The following is a 20,529-nucleotide window of genomic DNA, read 5'->3' on the forward strand; positions in this document are numbered from 1 at the left end:
TTCTTTCATCGTACTGTAAAACCATACGCACTGCAAATGATGTATGGCTTAGGCACCCCTAGCGAATGTAACCGGAAAAAAGGTGCCTAGTCTTGGCTTTGACGTTCTTTGCAAAACGTTCCCCTATTCCGCTTAATCCGTATCCTTAAGACGGAATGCCTTCGGCGATATGCCCTCCTGCTTTTTGAATACCTTGCTGAAATATTTCTCGTCATGAAACCCGACCATTTCAGCAATTTTGGCAACACGCAAATTGGGATTGACCATCAACAACTTGGCTTTATCGATCCGAATGCCTGTTATGTAGTCGGTAATGTTGATGCCATATTCCTGTTTAAACTTGCGGGACACATATTCGCGGCTGACAAAAAACCGCTTCGCTATATCCTGCAGGGATAGCTCGTCTCTGTAATGCTGGTCAATAAAACTCGCAATATCGCTCATTTTCGTTTTCTCCTGCGCTTGGCGCTGAACGATTGCCTGCGATAAACGCTGCAAAAGCCGGTAAGACCATTCACGCCAATCCTGCAGTGAGAAGGCGCCCGCATTCACATAAGGAGAATTTTCCGCCAGCTCCTCTGCGCTCAGCAGCGCGTCCTCTTCGACGGCCTGCCGGCCCGGAGCCTCACGAAGCAGCCTGGCGCAAAAAAGCAGCACCTCTGTTTTATATTCGTCCAGCATATAAGGTGAAATATGGCCCGTTAAACGCGCCGCCTCCAGCCAACGTCCCGATGCCGCGGCCAGCTGTTCATCGACTCCACTAAGCGCCGCAACCTTCCACTCCTCTTCCCAATCCGAGAAGGCGATTCGTTTCACATTCTTATCTTCCTCGCAGCTGTGCAGATAATCATTCGCGGACAGTGTGTTTCGCCCCGATAAAGCAGCTAATGCTTCCTCATATTGAACAGGCATAGCTTCCGGGAAATCGCCTGCTTTGCTCAGTCCCGCATGCATACGCCGCTGCAGTGTTATAAATATGCCTTCATTAATATCTTGAAGGATAACAGGCAGTTGCTCATTCTCGCCCCATACGGCAATGACGATCTCCGTCGGCGCTCCCCAGTGCCGAAACGCGACGCCGCGCTTCTTGGCGATTAGAAACTCATTACATATATTTATAATCGCAAAATGCAGCAGATCGCTGTCCCAGGCAAATCGCTCTTGAAGCTGCTTATCGCTTGCATCAACCTGCAGCAGCGCAAGCCGCGCCTTCATTGCCCCTTCAGGAATGAGCCCTTCCTCCTGCAGCCTCCGCACAGCCATTTGCGCCGTTTTTGGTTCATTGATGAGCCCCGTCAGAAGCTTCTCGCCATATACCGGCTTGAATTCATTGAGCCGCATGCTCTGCTTCTGCCGATCAGTCCGCTCTTGCTGCTCCAGCCGCCACTGTGATGCAGCTTTTGCAACCGCCGCATTGATCGCCTCCGGCTCAATCGGCTTCAGCAAATAATCGATCCCGCCATGGCGCACCGCCTCGCGAACGAAATCAAAATCGCCGCGTCCGCTCACTACAATAAACTTCACCGTGCCCGCAAACTCATTGACGGCAGCCATCAGATCTACGCCGCTTCCTTCCGGCATCATCATATCCATAATGACAATGGCTGGCTTGTCCTGTCTCATCCGCTGAATCGCTTCAAAACCGCCGCCAGCCTCTTCTATTTCCGTAATCCCATGCAGTTCCCAGTTCACAAGCAGCCTAACCGCTTTTCTTACGCGGGCCTCATCATCCACGATTAACGCTTTCATCCTTATCCCCTCCCTTCTCCAGCATCCTCTTCATAATTAGCGTAATCCTTACCCCTTTTGGCTCTATATTCTCAACCTCTAGCCGTGCTTCGTCTCCGTACACCATATGCATGCGGGCGAGTACATTGTTTAATCCAATCTTAGGCTCGGCGCCAGCTTGAGCAAGCATGACGGAATGGCCTGCACTGACCGCCTTAGAATCTTCGCTGCGTTCATGCGCTCCTCCCGTGGGAGCTTCATCCAGGACAGCTTCCCGAAACTGAACGCTGGCAAGCTCCCGCCGCAGCTCCGACAACCGTTTCTGCGGAATCGCTGCGCCGTTATTTTCAACGATGATCTCTAACATGCCATCGTCCTCGCAGAGCCGCGCCCGCAAGGAAAGCTGGCCATCCTCCGCAGACTTGTCCATGCCATGCTTAAAATAATTTTCAATAACGGGCTGCAGCAGCATTTTCGGCATTTCTGCGCTGAGCAGCGCATCCGCCACTTCAACTTGAAATTCAAACCGGTTCTCATAGCGCTCTCTCTGAAGCTCAACGTATGCCTTTAAATGAGCCAGCTCATCCTTCAGCGTAATCGTCTTTGCCTCATTATCCATGCTGTAACGCATCATCCGGGCAAGCGCAGACAGCAGCGCATAAATGCGGGGCACACCTATCTCCAGCGCCAGCGTTCCAATGATTTGGATGGTGTTATTCAGAAAATGCGGATTGATCTGAGCCTGCAGCGCCCGCAGCTGATTAGTCTTATTCGCAAGCTCCAGCTTGTATTCGCGCAAAATCAAATTATTTATCGTGTCCATCATGCTTCGGAAGCGCACAACGACCAATCCGATCTCATCATTGCCCGAGTGCTGTATGGGCACATTCAAATTTCCAGCCTGAACCTGATTCATATAACGGACGAGCTGCTTTATCGGAGCCGTTATACGGAGAGAAACAACAATCGTCGCTGCTGCGATAACAGCAAGAGACAATGCAAGCAGAAGCAAATTAATGGCCGCTGCCTGATTGGCCTCCCGAATGAGGTAAGAAGTAGGAATACGCTTTACAATCGTCCAATTCGCAATCGATGCTTTTACGCGTTCATAGACAAATAACGCGCCGTCCTGCTCAAAATGACCACTTCCCTCGTCACCGCGTGCCAAAGCCCCGTCATACCATGCAGCCTTAAGCGGTTTTCCAAGCAGCGCTTCATCATCCGCGAATATCACATTGCCGTTATTGTCGACTACGTACAAATCTTCCTCGCTGCGGTCATAAAGCTGCAAAACGATATCCGTAAGCAGCGAAAGCTTCACGTCTATCGAGACATAGCCGAGCTTTTCATTAGAAGGAATAAGCTCGATGCGGCGATGCAGCGTAAATACCATTTCGCTCGGCTGCTGAGGCTGCAGGGAGGAGAAGCCGTAGGTGTGGCTCCTATGCGTAGGCTGAAGCGCCGTGCTCTCCCCGCTTCCTACATAAGCATCCAGCTCGGAGAACGGCTCAATATCATTTGACCGTTTGGCGCCCGCTACATTCGTAACGATCGTTGCCCGCTTGCCAAGGCTTGCGTACAAATACACCTGATGCACATCCGGCACGGATGACTTCATGTACGACATCGCAGCGAACACGCGGCTATCCGTTTGGAAATCCTCTAACCCCGTCTGCAGCTGCCGGTAAAGCTCCGCATCCGAATAAACGTTAAGCGAGCCGAGGCTCAGCTCTTCCAGCACCCCTGTCACGTTCCGCTGACCTTGATACAGCAGGTTTTGCGTATCCTCCAGTGCCCTTTCTTTCATCGAGTGAGTCGTATAGCTGTAGGAAACAATCATCGTTGTCACGATGGGAACAATCGTCGCAAACAACATAAAAACGATTAATTTTGTTCGTATACTATTAAATTTCAAGGGTAAACTACCTCCGCTCCGATCAATATATTGCACCTGACCGGTCACATCCGTCGGTGTTTATCGATCTCTGAGACTTGCATAATTAAACATACATTAGTTTTCTGGTGAAAAGAAAGGGGAGTTCTTCGATGGGCAGCAAGAGAATGTCCGGATGGTGGCCGCAATTCGTATTCGTGGGACCCGTTACCATCTTTTTTCTACTTATTATGATTATCCCGTTTCTGCTTGGCATGTACTACTCGTTTACCGATTGGAACGGCGTAGCAGGAACTGTAAACTGGGTTGGCTTCGATAACTTCAAACAAATCTTTACGAATGATGCCGATTTCTGGTCTTCCTTTTGGTTTACGATTCGCTTTACAATCGTCGGCGTCCTCTTAACCAATCTTGTCGGCTTCTTTCTAGCTTACCTGCTGACGAAGAAGCTGAAATCCCGCAATGTGCTGCGGACGATCTTCTTTATGCCGAACGTCATCGGCGGTCTGCTGCTCGGCTTCATTTGGCAGTTTATCTTTGTAAAAGGATTCTCAACCGTCGGCGACATGACCGGCTGGTCGTTCTTCAACCTTCCCTGGCTTGGGGATGAAACGACGGGCTTCTGGGGCATCACGATGGTATTCGTATGGCAGTCGGCCGGTTATCTGATGGTTGTCTATATCGCTTCCCTAACGAATGTATCGAAGGAAGTGCTTGAAGCCGCTGAGATCGACGGGGCCACGCGCATGCAGGTGCTTCGCAGCATTATTTTACCGCTCATCATGCCTGCGATCACGGTTTGTTTGTTCCTCGCCATCTCTTGGTCATTCAAAATGTTCGATCTCAACCTGTCGCTCACCAAAGGCGGACCGTTCAAATCAACGGAATCCGTTGCGCTTAACATCTATGCCGAGGCGTTCCAGAACAACCGCTACGGTCTCGGTACGGCCAAATCATTAATCTTCTTTATCGTCGTTGCGGTCATTACGCTCATTCAGGTTCGCGTCACCAAGAGCAAGGAGGTTGAAGCTTAATGGATACCAAAAAATATACCGGAAAGCTGTTCATCACCGAAGCGGTTATGATCATCGTCGGCCTTCTGTTTCTCGCGCCGTTCTATTTCCTGCTTGTGAACTCGGTCAAACCCTTCGGCGAGATCATGACCAATTCAGCCAGCTGGCCGCAGGTTTTTAACTGGGAAAACTATTCCCGCGCTTGGAAGCTGACGCGCTTTCCGCAAGCTTTTAGCAACTCGATGATCATCACGGTTGTGACCGTCGTCCTGACTGCGCTTATCAGCGCGATGGGCGCATACCGGATGGTTCGGGCGAACACTCGCTTTAACCGCGTTTTGTTTATGCTTTTTGTAGCAGCTATGGTTATTCCGTTCCAGTCGATCATGATTCCTTTGTTAAAAGTCGTGAACGTGCTTGGCGTCAATAATAGTATGTACGGTCTTATTATGTGTTATCTCGGACTCGGCGCTCCGCTTTCGCTGTTCCTGTTTCACGGCTTCATCAAAGCGATTCCGCTTGAAATCGAAGAGGCAGCGACCGTTGACGGCTGCAATCCGATTACCGTGTTCTTCCGGATCGTATTGCCCCTGCTTAAGCCGATGCTAATGACCGTTATTATTTTGAACTGCCTATGGGTGTGGAATGATTACTTGCTTCCATCGCTTATTTTGCAAAAACCCGACATGCGGACGATTCCGCTCGCGACCTTCGCGTTCTTCGGTCAATATACGAAGCAATGGGATCTTGCGCTTCCGGCGCTCGTGCTCGGCATTGCTCCAATCGTAGCTTTCTTCCTGCTGTTGCAGCGTTACATCGTTGAGGGAGTAGCGGCAGGTTCGGTTAAAGGCTAACGCTTGTAATTGAACAGTCGATTCCATATAATAAACCATTAATCAAGGGGGATTTACATCATGAATAAAAAGCTGACTATGCTAACGCTTAGCCTCGTGCTGGCAATGAGCATCGTGTTGACCGCATGTGGCGGCAGCAGCAACAACGAAGGCGGCAATACACCGAAAGATGAAGTAAAAACAGTAACGATTTTTCAATTCAAAACCGAAATCGTTGAAGGACTGAACGAATTGGCGGTTGAATTCAATAAAGAATACCCGAATATCAAGCTTGATATCCAAACCGTTGGCGGCGGTGCTGACTACGGCGCTTCCCTAAAAACAAAATTCGCTGCCGGCGATGCTCCTGACATTTTCTCAAACGGCGGTTACGCAGAAATGGAAATGTGGCTGGACAAGCTCGAGGATTTATCCGACCAAGCATGGGTGAAGGATCTTGTGCCTTTGGCTGCCGAGCCTATGACCAAAGATGGTAAAGTATACGGTATGGCGATGAACCTTGAAGGGTTCGGCTATATCTATAACAAGGATCTATTCGCAAAAGCAGGCATTACCGAGCTTCCAAAAACGTATTCCCAGCTTGAAGCTGCGGCAAAAACGCTAAAAGCGGCCGGCATTACACCTTTCGCTAACGCTTATCAAGAGTGGTGGTTGATCGGTAACCAAGGCATCAACCCTGCATTTGCGCAGCAGCCGGATGTAAATGCCTTTATTGCAGGCCTGAACGACGGCTCCGCAAAAATTCCAGGCAACGAGAAATTCGCCGAGTGGGCGAAGCTGATGAAGCTTACCGTTGATTACGGCAACAAAAACCCGCTCACAACCGACTACAACACGCAAGTATCGTTATTTGCGAGCGGTGAAGCAGCGATGATGCAAGAAGGCAACTGGGCGCAGGTTCAAATCGACAGCATCAATCCCGACCTGAACCTTGGCGTATTGCCAATGCCGCTTGGCGAAGATGCTGCAGCGAATGACAAACTGAATGTCGGTATCCCGGCTAACCTTGTTATCAACAAAGAATCAGACGTGAAGGAAGAAGCTAAAACGTTCCTGAACTGGCTCGTTACTTCCGATATCGGTAAAGAATACATCGTTAAAAAATTCAAGTTCATTCCGGCTCTAACTACGATTACGGCTACGCCTGAGGATATGGGCGACATCGGTACTGAGGTTTACAACTATGTACAAGCGGGTAAAGTGCTTGGCTTGCAATCCTCGAAATACCCGGATGGCGTAACGCAGGAATTCGCCAGCGTGATCCAGCAGTATATCGCAGGCAGAATCGATGAGTCTGCTTGGGAAACTGGCATGCAGGGCGCATGGGATAAACTGAAGAAATAAGTCTTTTTGAATGTGAACGGCCGTTTAACCGTCCGAAAGGAGGTTAGGCGGCTGTTCTTTTTGCTGCTATGGACGTACAAAATAAACCGTATGGTATGATGAAGAAATCATTTCCAAATAAGCGGGAGGCGATTATATGGTGACGAAAGTCGCGTTAGTAAAACCAACTATGGCATTGAAGGCCGCTTATTTTTCTTTTTACCAGGAATGGGTGGAAAGCGGAGAAGATATGGTGCCGTGGGTGATTAGCAAAGCCCCTGACGATTTTCAAGGCATGCTCCAGTTTTTAGAGGCTAACGAAAAAGGCGTGAATTTACCAAAGGGCTGGGTACCGGACTCTACCTTTTGGCTCGTAACGGATGACGGGCGGATTGTCGGTGCGGTCAACATTCGACACGCGCTTACCGAGAAGCTGCTCAATAGCGGAGGCCATATCGGCTATGGCATACGTCCCTCGGAAAGACGCAAAGGTTATGCCACTGCGCTCTTAGCTTTAGCTTTGGAGAAGGCACGCCAGCTCGGCATTAGCAAAGTTCTGGTCGTATGCGACGAGAGCAATCTCGCCTCAGAGAGAACCATCGTACGTAATGGCGGAGTACCCGATACTTCGTATACCGAGGAGAACGGCAATGTAATCAAAAGGTTTTGGATATCGTGCTTTTCTTAGTCCAAATAATCCAAGAAATCACGAGCCAGCTCGTATCGGACGATTCGTTTTCCGGTGCCCCGGTAAAAAGGCTGCAGCCACCCTCTTGCGCATAAGTTCCGCAGATGATGAACAGCCGTTTTGTGATCCATGCCAAAATGCCGCTCCACGTCTTTCGGTCGAATAGGCTCCGCTTGCCGGATGGCGAGGCGTATTATCTCTTTCTCGGCAAGCTGTGTACGGGAAATCTGAGCCTGCCCTGGCTCAAATCTGCTGAGCACCATCCGAAGCATCGTCATGCAAAGCTCCGGGTTCTTCTCCACATCATCGTATGCGAATGAGATAACATGATAGCCCATCGCGAACATAAAGGTTTCACGGTTTAGCTCATTGGAATATTTTTGTCGGTCCATGTCGCGCACATGCGAAGCAAAACCTTTGATTTCAATAATAAGCTTTATTTTCCCCGGCAGCAGCCAAGCAAAATCGGCAAAATACGACCTGCCTCTCCAATCGATGACTTCATACTCGGGATGCAGATGCTGGAAGCTGCCCCGTAAAGGCCACCAAACGTTCCGTAAAAATAATGTTTCCGCATGCCCATGTCCTCTCTCCAGTCTGCCGCGGCGCTCCCCCTTCCTATTCTCGACATGATATTGAATAAATGAACGTTGTGCCTCATCATACGCCATATTCATCAACCTCCCTGAAAATAGAAAACGTCCCGGTATTACTCGCGCAGGAGTAACAACGGGACGTTCTTCGTCTCTTTCATCTAATTATAGGACAACAGAGTTGAGATGACTAGTCTCTTTGCAGAAAAATGCTGCTGAACGAGATTACCAAACTTTTTTGAATAGAGTAACGGATGCCTTAGATATTTAACAGGAATTTCTCCAGTTAAATTTTCCTTTTCTGCATGTAGGACAGCTTAACTGGAATTTCTCCTGCTAATTTCCTCAGAACGCTCCAAAATCAGCTCAAAACAATAAATTAACTGGAGGTTTTCCATCTAAGTGGCCGGTAGGAGCTCAATTTGAGCGATTAACGGGAGTTTTTCCAGCTGATTAAACGGAAGGAGCACTAGGTGCGCATTTGTACTAGAGGTCACCAGTAAGTTATCTAAACTTTATTTCGATTAGAGTGATCGGGATCGGATGCCTATGAGCTTCGTTATTTAATAGGAATTAACAGGAATTTCTCCCGTTAAATGATCCATTTCTGCGTGTAGGGTAATTTAACTGGAATTTCTCCTGCTAATTTCCTCAGAACGCTCCAAAAGCAGCTCAAAACAACAAATTAACAGGTGTTTTTCCATCTAAGTGGCTGATAGGAGCTCATATTGAGCAATTAACGGGAGTTTTTCCAGTAAAATTAACTGTGAGAGCATTAAATGTGCCTTTGTACGAGATGATCCTCGGTAAATCAAGGGACGGCGGAGTTCATATTGAGCAATTAACTGGAGTTTTTCCAGCTAAATAAACGGTGGGAGCTCAATTTGAGCATTTGTACTGGATAGTCACCGGCTAAATAAGCAGAAGCCCCGCTATTTCGAGATTTTCTCGAAGCAGCGGGGCTTATGTGTAATGGCGCGTTAGAGATGATTATCCCTGCGGCATATACTTGCGGATATCTACGCCTAGGTTTTGCGAAAGCTTCATGCCAAAATTGCGGTCAGCGCGGAAAAAGTTGCAGATGGCGCGGAGGCGGATCTCGTCGTTCGTCTGCTCCAGCTCGCCGGTCACATTGGCAATCAAATTTGCCTGCTGCTGCTTAGACAAGGAGCGGAAGCGCTCGCCCGCCTGTGTGAAATCATCGGTTTTATCGATCTTCTGACGGCCGGCAACCCCTTGAAGAGGCGCATAGGAATCGACGAATGCGGTTGCTTCCCTCGGACTCTCCGAGGAGCTGTTCGGCTCATAGTTAACCGGCGAAGGATTAGCCTGCATCGTCATCGCCCCGTCGCGTTGATGGTTGCGTACAGGCGCATAGGGACAGTTCACGGGAATATGGAGGTAGTTCGCGCCAAGACGGTATCGCTGCGCATCCGGATACGAGAACAATCGTCCCTGCAGCAGCTTGTCCTCGGACGGCTCGATGCCTGGCACTAATGCGCTTGGCGAGAAGGCCGACTGCTCCACCTCCGCGAAATAGTTAACAGGATTACGGTCCAATGTCATCGTGCCTACCTTTTGCAGCGGATACATATCCTCCGGCCATACCTTAGTCGGATCAAGCGGATCGAACGCATAACGATCTATATGCTCAACCGGCATGAGCTGTACATGCAGCTCCCATTCCGGGAATTGCCCAAGCTCAATCGCATTATGCAAATCACGTGTCGCATGATTGAAGTCTTTGCCCTGCATCACGCTCGCTTCAGCCGCAGTGAAGTTTCGCACGCCTTGCAGCGATTTCCAGTGATATTTAACATAGGCAGGCTTGCCGGCATCATTGATCCACTTAAAGGCATGTACGCCAAAGCCGTCCATCTCGCGATAGGTGGCGGGTGTCCCATCATCCGAAAACAACCAGGTCAGCATATGCGTGGATTCCGGCGAGAGCGTCATGAAATCCCAGTAACGCGCGGGATCTTGAAGATTGGTATGCGGCGCCGGCTTCAAGGAATGGACCATATCGGGAAACTTCATGGCATCGCGAATGAAAAATACGGGCAAGTGGTTGCCGACAATATCATAATTGCCCTCCTGCGTATAAAACTTCACCGCAAAGCCGCGTGGATCACGCGCCGTCTCCGGCGAGCCGGTTCCGTTGATAACGGTCGAGAAGCGGACGAATACAGGCGTCTCGGATCCTGCTTCCTGCATAAAATGAGCCTTCGTATGCTCCTTCATGCTGACCTCCGTGCGGAAGACGCCATGTGCGCCAGCCCCCCGCGCATGTACGACACGCTCCGGAATCCGCTCCCGGTCAAAATGCGCGAGCTTCTCAAGCAAATGGTAATCCTCTATAAGCGCCGGTCCGCGCTGTCCTGCCGTTCGAGAGCTTTGATTATCGCCAACTGGCGTTCCTTGATTCGTTGTCATGTAGTTGTCCATGATAGCACCTCTTCGATTGGTTTATATATTTAGACTTGATCTAAATCCTTAAACCAATCATAGCGGATAGCTTATTAGCTGTCATGAAAGCATGATGAACGAAGGATGAATATTTCATGAAAATGATAATGAGACTGCACCAGCCATGAAATTTTTAAATGAGAACGCAGCTGCCTGCTAATCGCGAATATCCGCAATTCGGTAGCCTGCACCCCGCACCGTAACAATATATTTGGGCGATACCGCGCTATCCTTTAATTTTTTGCGCAAGCTCTTAATATGGGCATCAACCAAATTGCTGCCGCCATAGAATTGCAAGCCCCATACCGTATCAAGCAGCGACTCGCGCGACAGCACAGAGCCGTCGGACGACATAAAATGCAGCAGCAAATCATATTCCGTCTTGGTGAGCTCGATGCGCTGGCCAGCCCGGTCTACCGTCATTTTCTTGAGGTCGACCGTAATATCCTTAAAGGTTCGAACATCCGCGTCAACTGCCTTAACTGCCGGTCGGTTCAAAAGCATGCGATTGATTTGTTTTACCGCTTGCTCAGGCTTAGCGGGCCAAACAAGCAGCTCGGCCGCGCCGAGGGCGAAAGTTCCACGGCTGTCGAATGATTTCTGATCCAGCAGGATCAATACAGGAACCGCATGCAGGTCAGCAGACTCCAGCAATTCCGCGCCTGCCTGCAGCGTATGACCCGCCGAAGCATTGACAACGGGTATCGCATCGAAGACAAGCAGCTCCGGCTGCAGGCTTTGAAGCATACTTTTGTTAAAGTCATGCAGCGAGAAAACATCGAAACATTCGGATGACAATGCGACGAGCAAGCTTTTTACCCGTTCAGGCATCGGACTGATGATCATAACCCGCTGCGTAATCGAGCATAACATTCCGTTTTGCAGCAGCTCCTCTTCCGAGAAGCTTCCCGCCTCAGCCCTATTCAACGAAGCACTGTCCGTTATGATTGTTTCGTCGCGCATTCTTCGCACACCCCTTCTATTACAACCTGTGCATGCTCGATCCGATATTTCGTTTCCATCGCTACCTTCTGCAGCCACTCGCCAGGCAGCTCCGTAAGCACCTCGTCTACTCGCCCGCATACGGTACAGACGATATGCTGATGCTCGTCCGTACGGGCATCGTATCGGCTAACCGCCTCGCCTAGCTTCAGCTCCCTAATCAATCCTGCATCCGTCAAATAACGCAGGGAATTATACACCGTACCGTAGGCGAAGTTGAAGCCTTTGCCGCGAAGCCGATCAATGACATCCGCCGCGGTTGGATGGTCCGGCGCATGCTGAACGACTTCAAGTATCTCTTTGCGCTGTATCGTTAAGTTGATTTTGTTCACGAGAACATCATTCCTTCATTAATGACTTTAGACTAAGTATAAATTCATGAGCAGAAACGGTCAACCACGCCTTGTATTGGTCGTCCTATTACTCTATGAAATAATAATCATTTTTTTGTCGAAATAAATAAACTGAATATTTACAAAATTCAAATAAAGGTGTATACTAAGCCTATATTAAAGGAAAGGGGATAGCCCATTGGACTAAGTTAGCGAAGCATGTCTCATTAACTCGGAAAGGAGTACCGATCGGATTTAAGGACATGCGGGGACAATAGCGAAAGTGATGTAAACGGCCACTTGGAATAACAGGTACTTACGGAAAAGAAGGATTTGAAACAAATCGAAAGGATGTTGATCGAGGTCATTAAAGCTAGGATCGAAGTCGATAAGGTTTGTAACAAATTCGAAAGGACAAAGAAACAGGGCAAGCAGCGGAATGGAGCGTTTGAATAAATTGAATAGTTTTCTACCAAGCACGTGAAGGGCTTCTGGTTATCATAGATAAGCAGAAGCCCTTCTTACGTGTGTTTATAGGATTGGACTCAATAATCTAGAAATCGATTCTTTGAACCGGTTCATAAGCGGCCGCTCTGAATAAATTTCAAGCGTCATCTCCATACTATTTTTCATATCATCCTCAAAAATGCGTTGCAGTTTAGCCGATGTCTGCGTATCATAGATAAACGCATTCATCTCAAAATTCAGCTTGAAGCTGCGGATGTCGAGATTCGCCGTGCCAACCGAAGCGACCTTGCCGTCAATGACAAGCGTTTTCGCATGGAGGAAGCCCTTTTCGAACATAAAGCATTTGACCCCGTTGGCAAGAAGCTCCCCCAAATAGGAATGCGTCGCCCAATACACGAAGAAATGATCCGGCATGCTCGGCAGCATGATGCGAACATCGACACCGGATAAAGATGCGATCTTCAGCGCCGTCATCAAGCTTTCATCCGGTACAAAATAAGGCGTTTGCAAGCAAATCGTCTTTTTGGCCGCATAAATCATTTTTATATACGCATCCTTAATTTGTTGGTACTCTGTGTCAGGGCCACTTGCCACCAGCTGCATTCCGATCGATCCCACATCACTGCTCATGATTGGGAAATACAGCTCGTTCAACGAAATCTGACCCGATGCTGCCAGATTCCAGTCCATGAGAAACTGCGCCTGCATTTGCAGCACCGCGCTGCCATGAACTCTCAGATGCGTATCTCGCCACTCGCCGAAATGCTTGTTCAGCCCCAAGTACTCGTCACCGATATTGAAACCGCCAATGTAGCCAACCTGCCCGTCAATAATAACGAGCTTGCGATGATTGCGGTAATTAATCTTTAAATTCAAATAAGGAATTCGCGATGGAAAAAATGCCGCTTCCTGGCCGCCAGACGCCAGTAATTCATGAAAATACCGCTTCGGCAAACCGGAGCTTCCAATATGGTCATACAGAAACTTTATCTCGACGCCCTCAGCCGCTTTTGCCGCCAGCGCCTTTACCAGCCTTCTGCCCAGCTCGTCGTCGCGAACGATATAATAAACGAGATGAATATGATGGCGCGCTTCCTCTATATCCTTCAGCAAAGCGTCAAATTTCGCATTGCCCTCTGTATAGATTTCTACCGCGTTATTGTTTGTGAACAGCGCGTAGCTGGTTTTCAAATTCATGTAGATCATATCCTGATAGCTTTGCATGGCCGGATCGCTATAAGCAATTTCTCCGTCGCGCAGCTGCCGCATCTGCCTCTCGATGGTGTGCTCAATAATGCGCTGACTGTCGCCGAGCAGCTTATAAAGCTTTCTTTTGCGTACCTTCTGCCCCAAGATCAAATACATGACAAACCCGATAACCGGTATGAAGAAGAGAACCATAAGCCAAGCCCATGTCGTGCTCGCGTTGCGCCGTTCAAGAAAAATGACGGTAATCGCCAAAAAGATGTTGAGCAGCATAATAATTGCATATCCATTTTGCATGATTGCCGTTCGTATAATAAACACCTCAGTCTGATGTAAAAGCTAATGCGATCATACTCCAAGCACGAAGTATGTTCAAGCCTGATTATATGCTACAATTCAAGCAGAACAACCTATTGCTTCATTAATACCGCGATAACATGAGAAGCATCAAAATATAAGCTGATTCAAGCCGGGAACGAATGGCTCTGATTTTATAGAAGACCCGCAGCGCTGGCACTGGAGGAACGACGATGGATATACGTAAATTTAGATTGGATGAGAAGGCGCTTGGCACCTTTAGCGAAGAGCGAGACGAATATGAAAGAGATTATGCAAGGCTTATACAATCACCCGCATTTCGCCGCCTGCAGGGCAAATCGCAGGTGTTTGGCGCAGGCACGGGTGATTATTACAGGACAAGGCTGACCCATTCGCTTGAGGTTTCCCAAATCGCACGCGAGGTTGCCCGGAGACTGGGCAAGCAATATGAATTTCTCTCCCGCAAGGAGCATCCCGGCCTTGTATTAGATCCAGCCGTCGTGGAAATTGCAGCGCTCGCACATGATCTCGGACATCCGCCGTTTGGTCATAAAGGCGAAGAGGTGCTTAATCACGTGCTCATGGAAGAGTACGGCATCCCTTACGAGGGGAATGCGCAAAACTTTCGCATTTTGATGTTTTTGGAGAAACGCGCCGGAAGCGGAAGCGGCCTTGATTTGACCGCTGCTGTCTTGCTTGCTATCAATAAATACCCGTTCAGCCTTGGTGAGCCTGGTCGTCTCAAAGGCGTGTACAGCACCGAGTGGGGTGAAATCGAGCAGCTGCGCCGTTCATGGAAGATCCCGATCGGCTGCTCCACGCTGGAAGCCCAGCTCATGGATCTATGTGACGATATCGCTTATTCTACGCATGATATTGAGGATGGCATCCGTGCCGGCAAAATCCATATGAACCGCACCTTTTTTGAGGACAGCAGACTCATCGACCATGTCGTTCAGGAAATTGTCGAGGACAAAGGCAATACGGGCATTGGCTGGGGAGAAGTGGACATTCCCGCTATGGTCAAGCGTGTGCTCGTCTCCTATTTCGAGCAGTGGCAGGAGCTGTACGTAAGCTGCGAGCGCGAATCCTCGCGCACACGCCGGGAGATGAAGGCGAGATGGGTAAGCCTGTTCGCCGGCAGGGTCGGCATCATAGACGATTCCGCGCGCGGCTGGAAGAAAGTCACTTTCGTGAACAATGGGCAGCAGGATATCGATTTACTGCGGACGATGGAAATATTGAAGAAGCTCGCATGGGTCACGCTCATTAAGGACTTCCGCGTTCAGCGCCTGCAAATGCGCAGCGAGATTATGATCCGCAGGCTGTGGGATAGCTTTAAGGTTCCCGAATACGGCCGCCTTATCATCCCGCCGGACTGGATTGAAAATTACGAGCTGCATAAGAGCAAATGGAGCTGGCCGCGGTTTGTCGCCGATTATATATCGGGTATGACCGATGCCTATGCAGAGAAGGTATACGCCGAGCTTTATGCCAGTAAGTCAGGCTCGATTTACGAAATGGATTAACAAGCGTAAACGGCTGACGCGTCGTCATTGGCGGCAAATGCTCGTTTCGCGTTGAATGATAAGCATCGTATAAGGTTGAATTTTTAAATTATATTTTGAAAGAAGCGCAGCATAGGATGAGCTTGGCTCATTCCTCGCTGCGCTTCTTTATGTTAAATCTAGTCCCGTTCTACAACGACGCTAACCGCGCCTGCAGATAGTTCGGTAATATAATCAAAGAATCGAACCGGATCAACGTCGTATACGAGGCTGACCGGGCGTCCGTCCGCGTCCTCAACGGTGCGGCCTTGGCTGGGACCATCCTTAATCACGACGCTGTTTACCGTTTTGATGTCAACCAGGCCCGGGTTTCCAACAACAGCCGTCGTAAGCACATCCCATAAATAATAGGTCGAATTTGTCTCCATATAGACAAGCGGAGGACAAGCTGCGTAGCATTGCCCTACAAAATCGAGTCCCTCGTGCTTCCTCAGCGATGCCCAGCGATTGCGAACCTCCATCGTCAGCGGAACCTTGTTCGTGCTCTCCAAAGCGACGAGCAAAATCGGAATACGGCTTGCCCATACGCGGTGTACGGCCTCCGGGTCCCAGAAGGCATTCCATTCCGCGGTACCGTCATGCTCAGGTTCCTGCACGTTGCCCTTCTCATTAAACGTACCGCCCATCCAGACAAGCTTCTCAATCTTATCCTCAATATCCGGCGCTTCATCCAATGCCCGTGCAAGGTCCGTAAGCGGGCCCGTGAACAGCAGGGTCACCTTCTCTTCCGAACGCCGAAGCTGTTCGGCCATATGCAGATGGGCAGGCAGTGCCGCAATCCCCGTAGAAATGATCCCCGATTCGTTCAGGATAGGGAGCGCATCCACGAAAAACGTATGCATTCGCCATTCAGCGGGAAAAGGATTCACGCCGCGTGAATTGGACCTAGCGACCTCGATCTCCCCTGTCTTGGCGGGATCTCCGAAGCGGTCGATAATTTTGCAGCTCGCCTTGATGCCGGGCTCCATATAACCGTCTGCCGGAATAACGGATACCCCGAGCAGCTCAACCTCTTTCATTTGCAGCAAAAGAAATAGGGATACCAGATCGTCCACGCCGGCGTCATGATTAAAATAAATTTTATTTCCCACATCTATCCGTCCCTTCTGAGTATAAAACGATATATCGTTTGTCAATCCTATAAGTGAGGGGGTGAATGGTAATGGCTAAGGATGTACTATGCGAAGTGAACTCATGCAAGTTCTGGGCAGCAGGTAACCACTGCGCCGCCTCATCTATTTATGTGGTCAGCAACCGCGGCAAACAAGCAAGCAACTCCGAAGAAACAGATTGCAAAACGTTTGAAGCAAAGGTTTAACGTTTCACATCACCAGTAGAAAGCAGCGCAAGCTCCCTGTGCCGAACCGACGCAATGATCCCGGTTGTCCCGGTTGTTACAGGTGCGGCTTGCGCTATTGGTATTTTCTCTTATTGTGTGACAGGCACCGCATCAAAATACTCTTCAAGCGACTCTCCGCTTTCGGCAAGCTCCGCAGCAAGGTCTACGCCTACATAACGCAGATGCCATGGTTCATATTGATAGCCGGTAATCTCTTCCTTACCCTTCAAATACCGAATAATAAAGCCATGCTCATGCGCATGCTCCGCCAGCCACTGCGCTTCCTTTGTATCCGCGAAACAATCGGCCGCAGCACATTTGCCGTCACTGCCGGAAACATCAATCGCTAAGCCGGTCTCATGCTCGCTCGTTCCCGGAAAAGCGCTGTACGTTCTCGCCTTTTCAAGGCCGTCTCTCTTTACGTAGCGTTCAAACAACGTCTTTTGCGTGCTGTGCGAGCGATACGCAGAAACCCCGGCTAATTGGATGCTATCGTCTTCGGCCGCAGCAAACAGCTTCTCAAGCGCCGATGCCGCTTCCTGGCGCATCTTCCGCTTTTCTACTTTCTCCGAAAAAATAAATCGAACATCCGGATACACTAAATCCGAAGGATTATATTCCTCCGGCAGCTTGCGCTGCTTATTGACAAGCACGGCCATCTCCTCAGGCTTTGCAATAACCGCCAGCCCGTCCTCCGTTTGTTCTTCTTGACCGCCGTCAGCCTCGCCATCCGGCTGCAACGTCTGCGATTCACCCTTGTCTCCATCAGGCGTATCGCTGCCCGCATTCCCATCCGCCCCGGAGTCCGCGCTGCCCGTAACTTCGCCGCCGTTCGGAGCGGTTCCGCCATCGGCGGCCGCCTGTTTGGGAGGAATTATGGTCGTCTCTTCTTTATTAAATAAAGAGTAACCAATGACCATTGCCGCGCATACCATAACGAACAGCAGCAGCCTACTTCTTCTTTTTTTCATGATAAGCCTCCAGTAAATATTTTTACATATATTTCATGTAAATATACTTCTATTCATGGTTTGTCCAAAAGTCTCTCATTAGTAGACTACTAAAACCGCTGTAATGTTTCAATCTTAACGCTTGGAAAACATGTTACCTTTAGAAATAAACAAAAAACCTTAATTATTTCTTTCCTTACTAATATTTTTCATGGGCATGGAGGAGCCTTTTGCCTTTTGACATCAGACTATAATTAGGAGCATAATGGATTAAGAATTTACCGAACGCATATATATTACTATAAGCGGGCTGGCTGCCTCTGAGAGACGGCCTGTTTTTGCTGTGAAAGGTAGGCGGTTATATGACATTTCTCACTCCAAAACGATTATTAAGCACTCGTCCCATTCTTTTCTTCTCGTTCATAATGCTGCTCAAAAGCTATCTGGCGTGGATGGTTATTTTCGAGGATGGGTTTTCATGGACTACGATTTTAAAAGAAATACCGTTTGTGCTTATTGTATACTGTCTCATTGAATGGTTCGCTTCCAAGCGTAAGCTTATTTACTATTTAATCGCGAATCTATTAATGACACTCATCTTATTCGCCGTCATTATGTATTACAAGTATTACGGGGTTATCGTAACCTATCTCGCGCTCGAGCAGGTCAATCAAGTCACTGCAGTGAAAAACAGCGTATTCTCGCTCATGGATCCCTACTATTTGCTGATCTTTATCGACATTATCATTATGGCTGTCGTGCTGTTCCGCTCCAAAAAGGCGCTGAACTGGAAGCAAGCAAACTCCCGTAAGGAAAACAAACGACTTGTCGTTGCTTTATTTAGCATTTCTATCGCACTATGCTTGTTCAATATCCTGCCAAACCGCGCCAGCATGAATGAAATTGTCAAAGCGGAGCAAATGGGTATTCTCAATTATGAAGCCTATATGATTTTCTCCAATAAAGATATTGATTTCGTAGATCCAAACCATATTACTCAAGACAAAATCGATACCGTCAAAAAAATTGAACAGCCTGCTGCTCCGCAGCTTTGGAAGACGGCATCAGGCAAAAACGTCATTATTATTCAAATGGAGTCGTTCCAAAACTTCCTCGTCAACCTGAAAATTGACGGTCAAGAAATTACGCCTAACATTAATAAGCTCGTAAACGAAAATTATTATTTCAAGCATTTCTATCAACAGGTCGGCCAAGGCAATACTTCCGATGCCGAGTTCGTTGTTAATACGTCATTCTACATTCCGCCCCGCGGCGCGGCAACGATGATTTATGCCGACAAGGAGCTTCCAAGCTTACCTAAAATGCTGCAGGCAAACGGATATGACACTGCGACGTTCCATACAAATGTCGTTGAATTCTGGAACCGAGGCGAGCTTTACAAAGCGCTTGGCTTTGACCGTTATTACGATGCGAAGTTCTTCGGTACGGAGGATTCGGTATTCTTCGGTTCTTCCGATGAACAGCTTTATAAGAAAACAGCAGCTGAGCTGGACCGCATGAGTCAAAACGGCAAACCATTTTACTCGCATGTGATCTCAATGACCTCACATCATCCGTATACGATTCCGGCGGACAAATACAAGATAACGCTGCCTGAGCGTTATGAAGATACCTTCGTCGGAGACTATATCCGTGCTCAAAACTATGCCGACTTCGCGCTTGGCGAGTTTATTGCCGATCTGAAGGAACGCGGCATTTGGGACAACAGCTTAATTCTGCTTTACGGCGATCATCTTGGCCTTCCGGTTTATTCACTCGACCGTGATGACAAAGAGCTGATGGCTGAAATTTACGGCCATGAATACGGCTATACCGATATGATCAACATTCCGCTCGTGGTGGCATCGACAGGCATTACCGAAGGGAAAGTATTCGATCAGCTTGGCGGTCAAGTCGATATTTTGCCAACCATCGCGAACATGCTCGGCATTTCCTTGGACGATCATATCCACTTCGGCCAAGACTTGTTGAATCAATCGTACAATGTGCTGCCACAGCGTTATTATCTCCCGACAGGCTCATTCTTAAGCAGCAAGGAGCTGTTTATGTCAGGAAGCGGCTACGAGGACGGCACGCACTATTCTTTAGCCGGCGACGGCATTAAAGAGCAGGAGGCTACGGAAGATGAGTACCAGCGTGCGCTGGAGCTGCTAAATCTATCCGACAGCTATGTCAGCCAATTGCCAAGCTGGAAGAAGAAACAAGAATAAATAAAATGTAAAAGGCTCGCCTTAAAGCGCAATAAGCTGCTTCTAGGTGAGCCTTTTCGTATTATAGCTGCTAGCTGTTTTTTACCGCCTCAAGCACTTCATTCACATGTCCGTCTACGCTCACGCTGCGCCATTCCTTGACCAGCTTGCCTTGTTCATCAAGCAAGAAGGTGGAGCGTTCGATACCCATAAACTCCTCACCGTTCCAGCTCCGCAGCTTCCATACGCCAAACAGCTCTGAAACCGTATGCTCCGTGTCTGAGAGCAATAGGAATGGAAGCTCGTGCTTATCCACGAATTGCTCATGAGAAGCTAAATCATCCGGGCTGATTCCGATAACCTCCGTATTATTCGCGCCGAATTGTCCGTTGAAATCGCGGAAATCACAGGATTCCGTCGTGCAGCCTGGCGTCATATCGCGCGGGTAAAAATAAATAACGAGCTTCTTGCCTGCATAATCCGCAAGCTCCACATCCTTGCCGTTTGATGCCTGCAGCTTAAAATTCGGAACCTGGTCTCCTACCTTCAATGCTTCTCCCATGGTTGCTCATGCTCC

At 48.8% G+C, this 20,529-nt stretch carries 17 protein-coding genes; 7 read left to right on the forward strand and 10 right to left on the reverse strand.

The genetic code is table 11. From position 1 onward, the window contains the following. Positions 1-132: 132 nt before the first annotated feature. On the reverse strand, positions 133-1,749 hold the full coding sequence (locus tag RCO25_RS06465) for a helix-turn-helix domain-containing protein (protein WP_308995307.1): 1,617 nt from the start codon (positions 1,747-1,749) through the stop codon (positions 133-135). After that, positions 1,727-3,643: a cache domain-containing sensor histidine kinase gene (locus RCO25_RS06470; protein ID WP_308995308.1), complete on the reverse strand. Its 1,917-nt coding sequence runs from the start codon at positions 3,641-3,643 to the stop codon at positions 1,727-1,729. The genes RCO25_RS06465 and RCO25_RS06470 overlap by 23 nt, the downstream gene beginning before the upstream one ends. Before the next feature lie 131 nt (positions 3,644-3,774). On the opposite strand from RCO25_RS06470, the gene RCO25_RS06475 reads away from it, so the two are divergent. The 4 genes from RCO25_RS06475 (at position 3,775) to RCO25_RS06490 (ending at position 7,500) form a co-directional block, all read left to right on the forward strand. Next, positions 3,775-4,656 carry a carbohydrate ABC transporter permease gene (locus tag RCO25_RS06475; RefSeq protein ID WP_308995309.1) on the forward strand — a complete coding sequence of 294 codons (882 nt, stop codon included), beginning with the start codon at positions 3,775-3,777 and terminating at the stop codon, positions 4,654-4,656. Then, the gene (locus tag RCO25_RS06480) at positions 4,656-5,489 is read left to right on the forward strand and encodes a carbohydrate ABC transporter permease (protein ID WP_308995310.1); all 834 of its coding nucleotides are present in this window, start codon (positions 4,656-4,658) and stop codon (positions 5,487-5,489) included. The genes RCO25_RS06475 and RCO25_RS06480 overlap by 1 nt, the downstream gene beginning before the upstream one ends. Positions 5,490-5,549: 60 nt before the next feature. Next, the gene (locus RCO25_RS06485; RefSeq protein WP_308995311.1) at positions 5,550-6,833 is read left to right on the forward strand and encodes an ABC transporter substrate-binding protein; all 1,284 of its coding nucleotides are present in this window, start codon (positions 5,550-5,552) and stop codon (positions 6,831-6,833) included. Positions 6,834-6,969: 136 nt separating this feature from the next. Next, positions 6,970-7,500: a GNAT family N-acetyltransferase gene (locus RCO25_RS06490; RefSeq protein ID WP_308995312.1), complete on the forward strand. Its 531-nt coding sequence runs from the start codon at positions 6,970-6,972 to the stop codon at positions 7,498-7,500. Here the strand turns inward: RCO25_RS06490 and RCO25_RS06495 are convergent. The 5 genes from RCO25_RS06495 to cls all read right to left on the reverse strand — a co-directional run bounded on the left by RCO25_RS06495 (position 7,497) and on the right by cls (position 13,864). Then, on the reverse strand, positions 7,497-8,171 hold the full coding sequence (locus RCO25_RS06495; protein ID WP_308995313.1) for a DUF559 domain-containing protein: 675 nt from the start codon (positions 8,169-8,171) through the stop codon (positions 7,497-7,499). The two genes, RCO25_RS06490 and RCO25_RS06495, sit on opposite strands and share 4 nt — an antisense overlap. A 912-nt stretch (positions 8,172-9,083) precedes the next feature. Continuing rightward, complete coding sequence (locus RCO25_RS06500; protein WP_308995314.1) at positions 9,084-10,538, reverse strand: catalase; 1,455 nt, start codon at positions 10,536-10,538, stop codon at positions 9,084-9,086. Between the two features lie 177 nt (positions 10,539-10,715). Beyond that, positions 10,716-11,522 (reverse strand): winged helix-turn-helix transcriptional regulator, encoded by an 807-nt coding sequence (locus tag RCO25_RS06505; RefSeq protein ID WP_308995315.1) that lies wholly within the window; start codon positions 11,520-11,522, stop codon positions 10,716-10,718. Then, a complete protein-coding gene (locus tag RCO25_RS06510) occupies positions 11,501-11,893 on the reverse strand; it encodes a Fur family transcriptional regulator (protein ID WP_308995316.1) in 393 nt (130 codons plus the stop codon). The genes RCO25_RS06505 and RCO25_RS06510 overlap by 22 nt, the downstream gene beginning before the upstream one ends. A 531-nt stretch (positions 11,894-12,424) precedes the next feature. Next, complete coding sequence (cls, locus tag RCO25_RS06515; RefSeq protein WP_308995317.1) at positions 12,425-13,864, reverse strand: cardiolipin synthase; 1,440 nt, start codon at positions 13,862-13,864, stop codon at positions 12,425-12,427. 233 nt (positions 13,865-14,097) lie between these two features. Here cls and RCO25_RS06520 point away from each other — a divergent pair, with 233 nt between their 5' ends. Then, positions 14,098-15,414, forward strand: a complete 1,317-nt coding sequence (locus tag RCO25_RS06520; RefSeq protein ID WP_308995318.1) for a deoxyguanosinetriphosphate triphosphohydrolase family protein — start codon at positions 14,098-14,100, stop codon at positions 15,412-15,414. A gap of 158 nt (positions 15,415-15,572) precedes the next feature. Here the strand turns inward: RCO25_RS06520 and RCO25_RS06525 are convergent, their stop codons facing one another. Then, positions 15,573-16,544 (reverse strand): nucleoside hydrolase, encoded by a 972-nt coding sequence (locus RCO25_RS06525; RefSeq protein ID WP_308995319.1) that lies wholly within the window; start codon positions 16,542-16,544, stop codon positions 15,573-15,575. Positions 16,545-16,615: 71 nt separating this feature from the next. Here RCO25_RS06525 and RCO25_RS06530 point away from each other — a divergent pair, with 71 nt between their 5' ends. Beyond that, on the forward strand, positions 16,616-16,771 hold the full coding sequence (locus tag RCO25_RS06530; RefSeq protein ID WP_308995320.1) for a DUF1540 domain-containing protein: 156 nt from the start codon (positions 16,616-16,618) through the stop codon (positions 16,769-16,771). Positions 16,772-16,881: 110 nt separating this feature from the next. Here RCO25_RS06530 and RCO25_RS06535 read toward each other — a convergent pair whose 3' ends face one another. After that, on the reverse strand, positions 16,882-17,763 hold the full coding sequence (locus RCO25_RS06535) for a M15 family metallopeptidase (RefSeq protein ID WP_308995321.1): 882 nt from the start codon (positions 17,761-17,763) through the stop codon (positions 16,882-16,884). 341 nt (positions 17,764-18,104) lie between these two features. On the opposite strand from RCO25_RS06535, the gene RCO25_RS06540 reads away from it, so the two are divergent. Continuing rightward, positions 18,105-19,973, forward strand: coding sequence for an LTA synthase family protein (locus RCO25_RS06540; protein ID WP_308995322.1), 1,869 nt, complete (start codon positions 18,105-18,107; stop codon positions 19,971-19,973). 70 nt (positions 19,974-20,043) lie between these two features. Here the strand turns inward: RCO25_RS06540 and bcp are convergent, their stop codons facing one another. Next, positions 20,044-20,514: a thioredoxin-dependent thiol peroxidase gene (bcp, locus tag RCO25_RS06545; RefSeq protein ID WP_308995323.1), complete on the reverse strand. Its 471-nt coding sequence runs from the start codon at positions 20,512-20,514 to the stop codon at positions 20,044-20,046. Between the last annotated feature and the right edge of the window lie 15 nt (positions 20,515-20,529).

The organism is Paenibacillus sp. LHD-38, from assembly GCF_031157315.1.
In the GTDB taxonomy this organism is placed as follows: Bacteria; Bacillota; Bacilli; order Paenibacillales; family Paenibacillaceae; genus Pristimantibacillus.